We start from the raw sequence: 14,017 nt of genomic DNA on the forward strand, positions 1-14,017 counted from the left end.
CCTGATGCTAAACCTGGTTATTGATATTGGCAATACTTTTACCAAAGTCGCTGTTTTTGAAAACGACGACCTGCTAAAAGTAGAGCAATATGAACAAACCGGCAGCCAGGATATAGATAGCTTTTTAAGCATTTATAAAATTAACAGGGTAATAACATCATCTGTAAAAACAGAAAAACAACCCTGGCAAACCCTGCTGGAAAATAAGTTTCAGGTTATATATTTTAATAGCAGCATAACCGCAGGCATAAATAATCATTACAAAACGCCCAACACACTTGGTGCCGATAGGCTGGCAGCTGTAATTGGGGCAAATTATTTATATCCGGGTACAAATAATATAATCATAAGCGGTGGCACCTGCATTACTTATGACTTTATTGATGCAGGCGCGAATTATTTTGGCGGCAGTATATCACCGGGATTAAATATGCGTTATAGAGCCGTTAACCATTATACCGCGGCGCTGCCTTTAATTGAGCCCGATAAAAACTTTAACGCGGCGTATGGTAATGATACCGCGTCCGCAATAAAATCGGGGGTGCAAAACGGGGTAAGATACGAGCTGGAAGGCTTTATAAATGAGTACATAAAAACACAAAAAGGGTACAATATTATACTAAGCGGGGGCGACAGTATTTTTTTTGATACTCTATTGAAAAATAGCATCTTTGCCCCCTATATTAAAATTGAGCCTTACCTGGTTCTAAAAGGATTAAACGCAGCTATACAAAAGCATAATGATTAAATATATAAGGTTCGTAATAATACTGTTCTTATTTACTGCAACGGCACTTGGCGTAAAAGCGCAATCTACTGCAACTACCAGTTCTCCGTATTCGCGTTATGGTATAGGTGATATTAACCCCATGCTGATGCCTCAAAATGTTGCTATGGGAGGCATTGGTGTGGCAACTAACCGTATCAATGGTTTCTTTTCGGTAAACCCGCTAAACCCTGCATCAAACGCTGCTATTGGTTTAACTGTTATTGATATTGGCTTGTATGGCAATTTCAACACACTTGAAAAATCGGGTCAAACATCACAAAGCAATGCTAATTTCAGGCTTAGCCATATTGCATTTGGTATACCGGTATCAAAACGCTCGGCAATTACCTTTGGTTTAATGCCTTACAGCGAAATGGGCTATAATTATAAACAGGTAAACAAGCAAATAAACCCGATTTCTGATCCCATTAACCCAATAGATACAAGCGCTGTAAACTACCTTTACAGTGGCGATGGTGGTTTATCAAGGATATTTTTAGGCTACGGTTTTGGCATAGGGAGCCACTTATCAATTGGTGGTAGCGTATCTTATATATTTGGTAACCTTAAAGAAACACAATCAACAGAAGTACCTTCTCTGCCTGCTGTATTAAACTCCAGAATTGAAGAAAGTAACAGCATTAATGGTTTCAATTACGATTACGGCGTTCAATACTCTGTAGATTTTTCTCAAAGGAAACACTTAACTTTTGGTTATTCTGCATCGGCAAACACAAAACTAAATACAGCAAACAGTTACATTGTTAGCAGCTATTACAGAAATACCAACGGCGATGAAGGTGTTGCTACTGATAGTCTTATAAACAATCAGCAACCATCTGGTAAAATACAGTTACCAATGATCAACCGTTTCGGTATATCTTTCCAAAACGATGGGAAATTCCTGATAGGTGCCGATTATACCATGAGCAATTGGTCAAAACTAACTGTTGCAGGTACTAATAAAGGGCTTCGCGATAGCAAAACCTTTAATGTTGGTGGCCAGTTCACCCCTAATATCAATTCATTATCAAACTATTTTGCATCGGTTGATTACCGTTTAGGCTTTATTTACGATCAAACTTACCTAAACGTAAACAGTACAGATATTAAAAGATACGCCGCCACATTTGGTGTTGGCTTACCTTTAAGAGCCAACAATACCAGCTTTTATAAAATAAATATAGGCGCCGAAGTAGGCAGGCGCGGCACTCTGGTTAACAGTTTAGTTAAGGAGAACTATGTTAACGTGCATTTGTCATTCACGCTTAACGATAAGTGGTTCCAGAAATACAGGTTTGATTAACATTTTATAATGCAAAACAGGCTAAAACAACTGTGCATTTATTTACCGGCTGTTTTTATAGCCCTGTTTTTAAGCGCCTGTGAAAACGATTTAAATAAGGTAAAAGCAGTAGCCGCGGCCGATGCTACCAAACCTGTACAGCGTACAACCGGTGTAACTATAACCCTCAGCGATTCGGGGTTTGTAAAGGCACAGGTTATTTCCCCCTTGCTTATAGAATACGCTACCAAAAAAGATCCCTACAAAATAATGCCCAATGGCGTAAAAGTTATTTCGTACACTCACGATTTAAAAGAAGATGGCAACATTATTGCCGATACCGGTTATTATTATGATAAAAAAGAACTGATCGTATTTCGCAAGAACGTAGTAGCAACAAAAAGCGACGGTACAGTTTACCGCTCTGAAGAGCTGATATGGGATCAGGCTAAAAAACAGGTGTACTCAAATAAAAAAGTAAAAATGACAAAAGTTGGCGGCGACGAAATGACCGGTACCAGCTTTGTAAGCGACGATAAATTAAGCAATCCTGTGTTTCAAAACTCTACCGCCATCATTCACGTGGATGATAATCTTACACATTAATGACTAAATTTAATTACGCAAATTTTTGTGTTATAGAATTTTAGTAAAAATTGTATCTTGCGCCTCTTTTTGAGAATATAAAATATATATAGTTATATGGGTATAATGGGTTATTTGCGGGAGCGAATGGGAAAAATTCTCGCAGGAGTTATTGGTTTAGCGCTTTTCGCGTTCATTGTTGGTGAAGTGGTACAATCCGGGAGTTCTTTTTTCCGGGGGGATGTCAACAACATTGGCGAGGTAAATGGCGAGAAGATCGCTTATGTTGATTTCAACCAAAGATTAGAGCAAAGCACGCAGCAGTTTAAACAACAGTCTGGACAAAGCCTTACGCCTCAAATTACTAATTACATACAGGAAACTACCTGGAACCAATATTTAACAGAATTACTGCTAAATAAAGAAATTAACAAACTTGGTATTATTGTAGGTACAGACGAAAGCCAGGCTATGATAAGCGGCAGTAACCCCGACCCGCAGGTACAACGCCAATTTGTTGGGCAGGACGGCCAATTTGATAAAAACAAACTTAACCAGTTTTTAAGCTACCTGCAATCTCCAAAGGTTGAGGCGGCCCAGGTAAACGCCTGGAGCGATTTTGTTAAACAATTAATAGCGGCTAAAAAGCAGCAAAAATACATGTCGTTGGTAACCAATGGCCTGTATGTAAACTCGCTTGATGCACAGGATGATTATCTTGCTAAAAATAAATTAGCAAACTTTAAATATACAGTGCTTGATTACGCTTCAATACCTGATGCCAATATCAAATTAACTGATGATGATTATAGCGCTTACTATAATGAACATAAATCAGAATTTAAAAATCAACAGGAGTTACGCAGTTTTGAGTATGTAAGCTTTAATGCTGCCCCTTCAAAAGAAGATACATTAGCTGTAAAAGCACAGGTTGATAAATTAGTTGCTGATTTTAAGGCAACCCCTAACGATTCACTTTTTGTACAGATAAACTCTGAAACAAAATCACAACTTGTTTATCAGAAAAAAGGACAATTAGAGCCTAAACTGGATTCAGTTATGTTTGCCGCAGATAAAGGCTTTATGTATGGCCCTTACTTATCAAATGGTAGCTATAAAGTAGCTAAACTAATTGATTCAAGAATTAGCCCCGATTCAGTAAAGGCAAGGCACATCTTAATAAACCCGGCTACTACAGGCGGCGTTGATAAAGCTATTGCCAAAGCCGATTCACTTAAGAAATTAATTGAAGGCGGTAAGTCATTTGCTGATCTGGCTAAAATGTTCTCGGTAGATAAAGCATCAGGCGAAAAAGGCGGAGACCTTGGTACTTTTGCCCGTGGCACTATGATCCCTGCGTTTGACGACGTAGCTTTTAACGGTAAACCTGGCGATATTAAAGTATTTGCAACACAGTTTGGTGTTCACTTATTACAGATCGAAGAGCAAAAAGGCTCATCCAAAGTTGTTAAAGTTGCCGTAGTTGATAAACCATTAACACCAAGCAGCAAAACACAAGCAGCAGTTTACAGCAAAGCGCAGTCATTCTTAAGCTCGTTAACTAACGAAAACTTTGATGCCCAGGCTAAAAAAGCAGGCTTACCTATTAAAAATGCTGAAGATGTAAATGGCACAGCGGCAAGCGTATTAGGTTTAGATAACGCACGCGAAGTTGTAAAATGGGCATTCAAATCAGACAAAGGCACTTTCTCTGACCAGGTATTTACCGTGGGCGACCAATATGTAGTTGCACGTGTATCTGCCATAAAACCTAAAGGCATTTTACCTTTAGATGTTATAAAGAAACAAATTGAGCCAATGGTTCGCATACAGGTTAAAGGCAAACAGCTTTCAGATAAATTACAAGCTGCTTTAAACGGTGCAACAAGCATTGACCAGGTTGCTCAAAAAGCAGGCAGCAAAGTTGTTCCGTTGCAAAACATAGTGTTTGCTAACCCGGTTATCCCAGGTTCACAAGCAGAGTATAAAGTTATAGGTACCGTATTTGGTTCACAGCCAAATAAACTGTCAAAACCTGTTCAAGGCCAGCAGGGCGTTTATGTATTTACATTAGATAGCTTTACAAACCCGGCACAGCTTACAAACAATGTTAGAGAGAAAGAGCAAATAGGCCAGGCACTGTTACAGCGCTCACAAGGCATGGTACTTGACGCCCTGAAAGATAAGGCGAATGTAAAAGATAACAGAGCTAAGTTTTTGTAAGGAAAATTTAACGTAATTTTGTATCCGGCACCAACGTTATAGTTGATGCCGGATTTTTTATTTTTACCATCATGGAAATACAGGAAAATATAATAAATAAAGTTGCACAAAGCGGACTGGTTACTTTAGACCCTGCCCAGTTTTATGCCCCGGGCGAGCGCGTGGTTTATGACATTAAAGATAACCTGTTCCACGGCCTTATGCTGCGCGAAAAAGATTTCCGCGAATTTGTTAAAACACATGATTGGGCACAATACCAGGACAAAAACGTAGCAATTACCTGCACAGCCGATGCCATTGTACCCGCATGGGCATACATGCTATTGGCTAACCGTTTGGTGCCTTACGCCCGCCAGGTTGTTTTTGGCGATGCCGATGTGTTAGAAACCGTATTGTTTGTAAAAGAAGTGGCCGCCCTTGATGTTGAACAATACCGCGACCAGCGTGTGGTGATCAAAGGATGCGGTGATGTACCTGTACCTGTATCGGCTTATGTGGAGTTAACACAGAAACTTACCCCGGTTGCAAAAAGCCTGATGTTTGGCGAACCATGCTCCACTGTGCCTATTTATAAACGCAAAGATTAAACCGTACTGTGGTAATTGCGTCTATATCAAACACATGAGGAAATATTATTTAGCTCTTTTAATGCTTACCTGTTTTGCAGGGGCATTTGGCCAGGAAGTAACCAAAACAAACGGGGTTGCTTTTCAAGCAGGCGAACAAATAACATATAAATTAAGGTACGGTATTTTCACCGCTGCCGAAACTGTAATTAAGGTAGAAAATAGTCCGGTTAAGTTTGATAACCACCCCGCGCTGCATATTTATGCCGATGCCCGCACTGCCGGCACATTCAACCTGCTTTTTAAAGTGCGTAATAAGTACGAAACATTTATTGACCCGCAAACGCTGATGCCCTACTATTACTCAGAGCAAAGGCAGGAATCAAAATACAGGCATAGTGATAAGGTTACTTTTGATCACGAAGCAGGTATAATAACTGCTGATAAAGGTAAATTCCCGTTTAAGGGCAATGTATTTGACTTTTTATCGGCTTATTACTTTGCCCGTAATATTAATGTATCAAAGTTAAAAATTGGCGATAAGCTAAGTATGCGCTACTTTTTGGAGGATGGGATACACACACTTACCATTACTTTTATAGGCCGCGAAAAGGTGAAATGCGGGCTGGGAACTTTTAATTGTTTAAAGTTTAATCCCACTATTATTCCCGGGCGCATATTCAGAAAAAACAGTATGCTATATTTGTGGATCACTGACGATAAGAACCGCATCCCAGTTAAGGCGCATGTAGAACTGATAGTTGGGAGTTTGGTAATGGACCTGACGCAGGCCAGCGGGCTTAAATATCCGCTAAACCCCATTAAAAATTAAATTAGATGATTGAAGTAGGAAATGTTTTACTGCACGAAGATGTTATAAAAAACAACTTCGTTTGCAATTTAAACAAATGCAAAGGCGCTTGCTGCCTTGAAGGTGATTCGGGCGCGCCCCTAAACCACGATGAGCTGAACATACTGGACGAGATATACCCCAAGGTTAAACCATACATGACCGCTAAGGGTATTGCCACCGTTGAAGAGGTTGGCACCTACGTAACCGATTTTGAAGGCGACTACACCACCCCATGCGTTGAGGTGAACAAAGAATGCGCTTATGTAATATGGGAGGGTGGCATTACCAAGTGCGCTATAGAAAAGGCTTATGAAGAAGGCGCCGTTGACTGGCAAAAACCTATATCATGCCACTTATATCCCATCCGCATAACGGCATATCCAGAGTTTGATGTTTTAAATTATGATCGATGGAGTATTTGTAGCCCTGCATGCTCTTTTGGCGATGAGCTTCAGGTAAAAGTGCATGAATTTTTAAAAGGCCCGCTTATTCGCAAATATGGCGAAGAATGGTATCGCGAGCTGGAAGATACCGTTGCCGGCATCTAAAACTACCAGGCCCGATACAAGCTTTTACAATTAATTTAAATAATATTGCATTTTATAATATTTGTTAATGAAAAAGGCTTTAATAACGGGTATAACTGGCCAGGACGGCGCATATTTAGCTGAGTTTTTGCTAAAAAAAGGATACGAGGTACACGGTATTAAACGCCGGGCTTCATCTTTTAATACAGATAGGATCGACCATTTGTACCACGACCCGCATGAAAGCGGCGTTAAATTACATCTGCACTACGGCGACCTTACCGATGCTATGAATTTAACCAGGCTTATCCAGGAGATACAGCCGGATGAAATATATAATCTTGGCGCCCAAAGCCATGTTAAGGTAAGTTTTGACTCGCCGGAGTATACCGCTAATACCGATGGTATTGGTGTATTGCGTATACTGGAGGCTATCAGGCTGTTAGGCCTTACCAAAAAAACACGTTTATATCAGGCATCTACATCAGAGCTTTATGGTTTGGTGCAACATGTTCCGCAAAGCGAAACCACTCCTTTTTACCCGCGCTCGCCTTATGCGGTAGCTAAACTTTACGGCTACTGGATCATTGTAAACTATCGCGAAGCCTATCAAATGTATGCCTGTAACGGCATATTGTTTAACCACGAAAGCCCTATACGCGGCGAAACTTTTGTTACCCGTAAAATTACCCGTGCCGTTGCCAAGATCAGCTTAGGCCTGCAGGATTGCCTGTATATAGGCAATTTATCCGCTCAGCGCGATTGGGGCCATGCCAAGGACTATATTGTTGCCATGTGGTTAATGCTGCAGCAGGACAAGCCCGAAGACTATGTAATTGCAACCGGCGTAACTACCACAGTACGCGAGTTTATTAAAATGGCTTTTGGCGAACTGGGTATCGAAGTAGAGTTTAGCGGCAAGGATGAGAATGAAAGAGGTGTTATCATAGACATTGACCAGGAAAAAGTTGAATCGTTAGGTTTAAATGCCGATGCTTTAAAGTTTGGCCAAACTATTGTAAAGGTAGATCCGCAGTACTTTAGGCCTACCGAGGTTGACCTTTTAATTGGCGATCCGTCAAAAGCTAAAAAACAATTAGGCTGGGAACCAAGTTATGACTTGCAAGCGCTTGTTACGGATATGGTACAGTCTGATCTGCATTTGGCAAAAAAGGACGAGCACATGAAAAAGGGCGGCTTTAAAACATTAAACTATTTTGAATAGTTTAACTCATTTCGGCATTATATGAAGAGAATATTTACCAGCATTGCGTTATTATTGATCACAGCGGGCATTGCCCGTTCACAATCAATATACCAGCCTTACTCATACGATTTTTATCAAAAGTTTAATGCTGATGCCTATTCAACCCAAACCCGCCTGCATACCTCGTTAAAACCATTTTTTATTGACGATTCATTACTGATGCACCGCTATGATTCTATCATGAATTACGGTGGCGATGGTTCAAACAAAAACATTTTGTACCGCAAGCTGTTTAACGAGCATTTAATTGATGTAAAAGGCGCCAACTCCACCTTTTACGCCGATCTGCTTCCAGACTTTAACATAGGCCGCGATCTTTCAAATAAACGCAACACCTACCTAAGTTCACTTGGTTTACAAATTGGCGGTACAGTAGGTAAAAAGTTTTACTATAACATATCAGGCTATCTGAACCAGGCCGAAGTGCCCAATTATATATCTACCTACATCAGGCAGGTTGGCATAGTGCCCGGGCAGGCATATGCCAGTAGTTTTAACAACAACCTCAATGCTTATGCGTGGGATTATATTACCGCCACAGTATCATACACGCCGGTTAAATATTTAAATATTAGCGCCGGGCGCGATAAAACCTTTATTGGCGATGGTTACCGCTCACTGCTATTGTCAGACTATGCATCGCCATATCCTTTCTTTAAACTTACAGCCAACCTGGGCAATGTAAAATACATGGCTATGTGGGCCTACTTTACTGACCCTGCCGGCACCAGCGATTTAAATATCGACCGCAATAAATGGGGCATATTTCACTATCTGGATTGGAATGTAAATAACCGGCTGTCGTTTGGCTTCTTTGATTCGGTTATTTGGAGCAATACGGACGACCAGGGCCATACACACGGTTTCGATTTTAGCTACATTAACCCCGTTATATTTTTAAGGCCGGTAGAGGCTGCCAATGGCTCGCCAGATAATGCGCTGATAGGCTTTACAACTAAATACAAGCTAACCGATGGCATTACCGCCTATGGCCAGTTCTCGCTGGATGAGTTTACGGCTAAAGAGTTTTTTAATAATGCAGGTTATGTAAACAACAAATTTGGCTACCAGGTAGGTATAAGGGGCGCCAACCTGTTTGGTGTTACTAACTTAAACTACCTGTTAGAAACCAATACAGTTAGGCCTTACACCTATTCGGAACGATCGAGCATATTAAATTACTCCGCCAACAGCGAACCGCTGGCACATCCGTGGGGCGCAAACTTCCGCGAGGTGGTTGCTTTGCTTAACTACTCCTATAAACGTTTCGACCTAATGGGCGAAGTTGATTACGGCCGATATGGTTTGGATATAGGTAATGATAATTATGGTAAAGATATTTTTAAGCATTACAGCCAGCCCATACAACGTGATGGGAACACTATTGGCCAGGGCTTAAAAACAAATATGGTTTACCTGCAAGGTAAAATTGGCTATGTGCTTAACCCTAAATACAACCTCAGGTTAGAACTTGGTGGTATTTACCGCACCGAAAAGAACAGCGACTTTAACGATAAAACCGCTATGATAACTTTCGGCTTGCGTAGTTCGTTCCGCCAGATCTATAGTGATCTGGCCAGCTACAAAACGCACTAACAAAATACTGACAGCATAAAAAAGGCAGCGGATAAATATCCGCTGCCTTTTTTATATATCTATTGGCTTTAAGCCGATTTCATTTCTTCTTTAATTGCCCGTAAAAACTCGTTGGCATGCTGCGATCCTATGATGTAAACAAGGCCATCCCTATCAGTAAGGTGTATAGCATCGGTACCAGCCGCATAAAAACGAATGGTGCCTTTGGTGTGCAAATTATAAACAGGGTTATTGAACAAGTAGCGGCTGTACGATCCTTTTTCAACCTTTACAATACTATTCAGATCTATCTTAACCCGGCGGGTGCTCCATAAACCATCCAATAAAACGCTTTTATTGATAACCCTAGTGCTAAAGTGCAGCAAAAAGCCCATTATGATGGATATGATAATAATAACAAACCCAACAATGGCCAAGAGGTCGCCGTTGCGTTCGCGTTCATCCGTAAAAAAATAAGCAGCAAAACAAAACATGGCTAAAACCAGGCGGATAGTGATAGGGATCCACTCCCTGCCCAGGTATTGTTTTTCAATAAAAACTGATTTATCGCTCATAATTTATACAGTTCGAATATAGTAACTTTTTTAGTGTTATTACTTACTTTATACCTTTCGTCGGGCCGGTAACCGCCTACCCAAATAATGTCGCCGTTACCGTTTACCAGTATAGGCAGTTTGCTTTTTTTATGCAACGGCACCTTCTCGTGAATAAAAAAATCGCTCAGTTTTTGCCTGGTTTTCATCCCCAGCGGGTAAAAAACATCTCCCTGCTGCCAGGCACGCAATTTAAGCGGATATACTAATAGTTCGGCATCAACAGAAACAGCTAAGGGGTTATCCCTGATAATTAGCGCGCTATCGTCATGCAGCAATGTCAGTTTGTAGCTATTATAAACAATGCTGGTATCGTTTTTATTAATGATGATCTCTGCATTAATTTCATCCGCTTTGGGGGAGATAATAAGCTTGCCCCTATCTACCAGTAAGGTAAAGCCTGCGCTTTCAAATACACGGCCCGGGTGTTTGGCTAATGCTGTTATCAGATCGTCGACAACAGTTTCTATAAAGCCATAATCATGCAGTAATTTAAAAAGCAATAAGCGTTTGGGCGATAGTTCTTCTATCTGTTCAATAGAAATATGCACCTCGCCATCATGTTGAATCAGCAGCTCTTTTTTCAAAACATCCACCTTTTCGTTCAGCAACACTTCCATATCCCTAAAATTGCGCAGGTTGTTCTCAAAAGTAGCTTCCAGGTTGGGGTTCAATTCTTTCAGTAACGGAATAATCTGATGGCGTATTTTGTTACGGGCATATTTTACAGAAGCATTGGAGGCATCCTCTACATAGTTTAAATCTTCGGATGTGATTATGGTATGTATTTCGTGCCGTGTCAGAAAAAGTAAAGGGCGCACCAACTGGCCATTTTTTGGTAAAATACCGTGCAACCCGGCTATACCTGTACCGCGTGTAAGGTTTAACAATATTGTTTCAATAGTATCGTTCTGATGGTGTGCAAGGGCAATAACATCGTAACCGGCTGATTGACTGATTTGAGCGAACCATTGATACCGCATATCGCGAGCCGCCATTTGAATAGATACTTTGTTATCAGTGGCGTATTGTTTAGTATCAAAGTTTACAGTATGGAAACTAACCCCTAGTTGCCGGGCAAGCAGGCGGGTAAATTCCTGATCGGTATTAGCTTCGGGGTCGCGTAACTTAAAATTGCAATGTGCTATACCAAAATTAAACCCTGCAGCCTTTAATAAATGCACCATTAAAACAGAATCCATGCCTCCGCTTACAGCTGCCAGTATTTTGTTGGCTGGCGTAAAAAGGGTATTTTGTTCAATAAAATCAACAAAGCGTTTAATAGGAAGCATACGTCAAAATTATAACTATTGGGCCTCACCCTGCCCTCTCCAAGGGAGAGGGTTCAAAAATAGCAAGTTCAAGTCCTCTCCTTTGGAGAGGATTTAGGTGAGGCTAAATAGTTGTCAAAATTATTAATTTAATAACCCCCGCAAAAAACTAATTTTGCCATCGTGATAAAATACATTCTTAGTACACTTTTAATAGTAATAACCCTAACGGTTTCGGCACAGAAAAAATCTGTTGTTCACCTTATACAATCTAAAAGCAGCCAGGTTATAAAACTTAACGGCAAGAATGTTATTAAAGTTTACCAGGGCGTTTTTCAGCAGGATTTCTCCATTATGCGGTCGGATAGCGCTTACTTTTATGCGGAAGACAATGCCTTTGATGCATTTAGCCATGTAAATATTACCCAGGGCGATACGCTGAATATTTATTCGGATAAACTTAACTACGACGGGAATACCAAAATAGCCATCCTTACAGATAATGTAAAGTTGATAGATAAAGATGCCATTTTAACAACCGATTATCTTACTTATAACACCGCTACCCGCATAGGTACTTACACCGGCGGCGGTAAACTGGTTAATAAAGACAATACGCTAACCAGTAAGAACGGATATTATTTTGCGAAGTCGAGAGATGCGTATTTTCGTTATAATGTGATATTGGTAACTCCTGATGCCCTGATAAAAAACGATACCCTGCGTTATAACAGCGGTACCCGGATAGCCTATTTTTACGGCCCTACAAATATTTACGATACCAAAGATAAAAAAGACACGCTGTATACCGAGAATGGCCTTTATAACACGATAACTGAACAGGCTTTCTTCGGCAAGAAGAACCTTTACAAACAAGGCACCAAAACTTTAACCGGCGATAGCTTGTTTTATGATAAGCTGAAGGGCTATGGCCGTGCGGTTAAACGCGTAACCTTTCATGACAGGGAACAAAACATTACCCTTAAAGGCGACCTGGCCACTTACTTTAAAGCCGGCGAACGCACCGTTGTAACGCAAGACCCTTACGTAATTATTGTTACCGAAAATAAGGATACCACCACAAGGGATACAGTACGTAATATACAACCCGGCGTAAAACCTGCCGACCCAACCGCGGTTAAATCTGCAGCAGTTGTAAAAAAGGCAAATGCCCTGGCAGTTAAACCACCCGCAGGCACTATGCCAATTAAGCCCGGTTCAATACCTTTACAAGCCATTACCGATACGCTTACTAAATTAGCCGCTGCTAACCCTACAGCAGTTAAAGCTGCTACCAACGCTGTAAATAAAGCAAATCTAAAGAAGCCCAAATTACCAGTGGCAGCTATGCCAGATAAGCCCGCGGGTTTATCTGCATTCCCAATGGATACAACAGTTAAAGTAAAACCACCCGATAAAAAGGTAAAACGCGATTCTATTTACATATCTGCCGATACGCTGGAAACTCAGATATTAACGTTTAAAGACCTGAAGATAATGCAGGAAAAAGAACGTTTATCCCGCATACGCGATACCACTATAAAAATTAAAAAATTAACACCCGCAGAACAACGAAAGGCAGATAAGTTTTTAACCCTAAGCGCACCAAAATGGGTTGCCGATACTACTTATTTACACCGTAACTTTTTTGGTAAACCAAAACCGCAGGCAGCAGCAGCTGTACCCCAGAAGGGAAAGGAAAAAGCACAAGGAGGTGGGGCATTTGCTGATGCAGTTGCGGCACAAACAGCTAAACCAGACCCGGACGTTGAAGCTAATAGCGACCCCATATTTTTTACCCCACCGGTAGTATTAAGCGATACGGCAAGGGTAAGGATAATTAAGGCTTACCATGGTGCCAAACTATTCAAATCTGATTTGCAAGCCAAAGCCGATTCTATGTTTTATAGTTACAGTGATTCTACCCTGCATTGTTTTGTACAGCCTTTGATATGGACACAGGGTTCGCAATTATCCGGCGACACCATAACCATGCAAATGAAGAACAAGAAGCTGGATAACCTGCATATGTTCCCGCAATCATTTATTGTAAATATTGAAAAAGGCGACTCTACTACTTTTAACCAGGTTGGGGGTAAACGGATGCGGGGCTTTTTTAAGAACGACAAGCTGGACCGTATGTTTATTGTTGGCAACGCCGAAAGTATTTACTTTACCCGCGACAGCCTTAAAAAGGTAGATGGTATGCAACGATCTTTAAGCAGCCGTATGCGCATTTATTTTAAGAATGGCAGTGCGTCAAATATCTTCTTTATTACCAAGCCCGAGCATCGGTATGGCCCATTGGGTAAATTCACCGAAGATGATAAGATCTTAAAAGGATTTATCTGGAAGCCAAAAGAAAGGCCAATATCTAAAGAATCGATCATCCCATCGTACAATAAAAAAATTGCCCGTGCACAGGCTGCTGCTGATAAGAAAACCGCGGATGCCAATAAATTAAAAGTTGGGGCAAAAGATA

The 14,017-nt window shown here is 40.9% G+C and carries 12 protein-coding genes; 10 read left to right on the forward strand and 2 right to left on the reverse strand.

Translation table 11 applies throughout. The features are described 5' to 3' along the window. The 9 genes from JWQ85_RS21740 to JWQ85_RS21780 all read left to right on the forward strand — a co-directional run. On the forward strand, positions 1 to 748 hold a 748-nt coding region (locus JWQ85_RS21740; protein ID WP_299471768.1), incomplete at its 5' end, for a type III pantothenate kinase. Then, complete coding sequence (locus tag JWQ85_RS21745; RefSeq protein ID WP_299471770.1) at positions 741 to 2,075, forward strand: hypothetical protein; 1,335 nt, start codon at positions 741 to 743, stop codon at positions 2,073 to 2,075. The genes JWQ85_RS21740 and JWQ85_RS21745, both read left to right, overlap by 8 nt. Positions 2,076 to 2,084: 9 nt before the next feature. After that, positions 2,085 to 2,660 (forward strand): LPS export ABC transporter periplasmic protein LptC, encoded by a 576-nt coding sequence (lptC, locus tag JWQ85_RS21750; protein ID WP_299471772.1) that lies wholly within the window; start codon positions 2,085 to 2,087, stop codon positions 2,658 to 2,660. Between the two features lie 105 nt (positions 2,661 to 2,765). Then, on the forward strand, positions 2,766 to 4,862 hold the full coding sequence (locus JWQ85_RS21755; protein WP_299471774.1) for a peptidylprolyl isomerase: 2,097 nt from the start codon (positions 2,766 to 2,768) through the stop codon (positions 4,860 to 4,862). Positions 4,863 to 4,933: 71 nt separating this feature from the next. After that, on the forward strand, positions 4,934 to 5,449 hold the full coding sequence (locus JWQ85_RS21760) for a DUF2480 family protein (RefSeq protein ID WP_299471776.1): 516 nt from the start codon (positions 4,934 to 4,936) through the stop codon (positions 5,447 to 5,449). 34 nt (positions 5,450 to 5,483) lie between these two features. After that, the gene (locus JWQ85_RS21765) at positions 5,484 to 6,260 is read left to right on the forward strand and encodes a DUF3108 domain-containing protein (RefSeq protein WP_299471778.1); all 777 of its coding nucleotides are present in this window, start codon (positions 5,484 to 5,486) and stop codon (positions 6,258 to 6,260) included. 5 nt (positions 6,261 to 6,265) lie between these two features. Beyond that, complete coding sequence (locus JWQ85_RS21770; protein WP_299471780.1) at positions 6,266 to 6,829, forward strand: DUF3109 family protein; 564 nt, start codon at positions 6,266 to 6,268, stop codon at positions 6,827 to 6,829. A gap of 67 nt (positions 6,830 to 6,896) precedes the next feature. Beyond that, complete coding sequence (gmd, locus tag JWQ85_RS21775) at positions 6,897 to 8,033, forward strand: GDP-mannose 4,6-dehydratase (protein ID WP_299471782.1); 1,137 nt, start codon at positions 6,897 to 6,899, stop codon at positions 8,031 to 8,033. A 21-nt stretch (positions 8,034 to 8,054) separates the two neighbouring features. Then, the gene (locus JWQ85_RS21780; RefSeq protein ID WP_299471784.1) at positions 8,055 to 9,671 is read left to right on the forward strand and encodes a gliding motility protein RemB; all 1,617 of its coding nucleotides are present in this window, start codon (positions 8,055 to 8,057) and stop codon (positions 9,669 to 9,671) included. A gap of 68 nt (positions 9,672 to 9,739) precedes the next feature. Here JWQ85_RS21780 and JWQ85_RS21785 read toward each other — a convergent pair whose 3' ends face one another. Next, positions 9,740 to 10,225 carry a hypothetical protein gene (locus JWQ85_RS21785; RefSeq protein WP_299471786.1) on the reverse strand — a complete coding sequence of 162 codons (486 nt, stop codon included), beginning with the start codon at positions 10,223 to 10,225 and terminating at the stop codon, positions 9,740 to 9,742. Further along, positions 10,222 to 11,556, reverse strand: a complete 1,335-nt coding sequence (gene tilS / locus JWQ85_RS21790) for a tRNA lysidine(34) synthetase TilS (protein WP_299471788.1) — start codon at positions 11,554 to 11,556, stop codon at positions 10,222 to 10,224. Before tilS ends, JWQ85_RS21785 begins: the two co-directional genes overlap by 4 nt. Before the next feature lie 162 nt (positions 11,557 to 11,718). Here tilS and JWQ85_RS21795 point away from each other — a divergent pair. Further along, positions 11,719 to 14,017, forward strand: a 2,299-nt coding sequence (locus JWQ85_RS21795; RefSeq protein WP_299471790.1) for an OstA-like protein, incomplete at its 3' end; no start/stop codon positions are given.

Origin of the sequence: Mucilaginibacter sp. (assembly GCF_028288105.1) — a bacterium.
In the GTDB taxonomy this organism is placed as follows: Bacteria; Bacteroidota; Bacteroidia; order Sphingobacteriales; family Sphingobacteriaceae; genus Mucilaginibacter.

What these genes read in the sequence shown, in the direction of transcription:
- JWQ85_RS21745 (WP_299471770.1), top strand. Translation starts at nt 741, where the DNA reads ATGATTAAATATATAAGGTTCGTAATAATACTGTTCTTATTTACTGCA.
- lptC (WP_299471772.1), top strand. Translation starts at nt 2,085, where the DNA reads ATGCAAAACAGGCTAAAACAACTGTGCATTTATTTACCGGCTGTTTTT.
- JWQ85_RS21755 (WP_299471774.1), top strand. Translation starts at nt 2,766, where the DNA reads ATGGGTTATTTGCGGGAGCGAATGGGAAAAATTCTCGCAGGAGTTATT.
- JWQ85_RS21760 (WP_299471776.1), top strand. Translation starts at nt 4,934, where the DNA reads ATGGAAATACAGGAAAATATAATAAATAAAGTTGCACAAAGCGGACTG.
- JWQ85_RS21765 (WP_299471778.1), top strand. Translation starts at nt 5,484, where the DNA reads ATGAGGAAATATTATTTAGCTCTTTTAATGCTTACCTGTTTTGCAGGG.
- JWQ85_RS21770 (WP_299471780.1), top strand. Translation starts at nt 6,266, where the DNA reads ATGATTGAAGTAGGAAATGTTTTACTGCACGAAGATGTTATAAAAAAC.
- gmd (WP_299471782.1), top strand. Translation starts at nt 6,897, where the DNA reads ATGAAAAAGGCTTTAATAACGGGTATAACTGGCCAGGACGGCGCATAT.
- JWQ85_RS21780 (WP_299471784.1), top strand. Translation starts at nt 8,055, where the DNA reads ATGAAGAGAATATTTACCAGCATTGCGTTATTATTGATCACAGCGGGC.
- JWQ85_RS21785 (WP_299471786.1), bottom strand. Translation starts at nt 10,225, where the DNA reads ATGAGCGATAAATCAGTTTTTATTGAAAAACAATACCTGGGCAGGGAG.
- tilS (WP_299471788.1), bottom strand. Translation starts at nt 11,556, where the DNA reads ATGCTTCCTATTAAACGCTTTGTTGATTTTATTGAACAAAATACCCTT.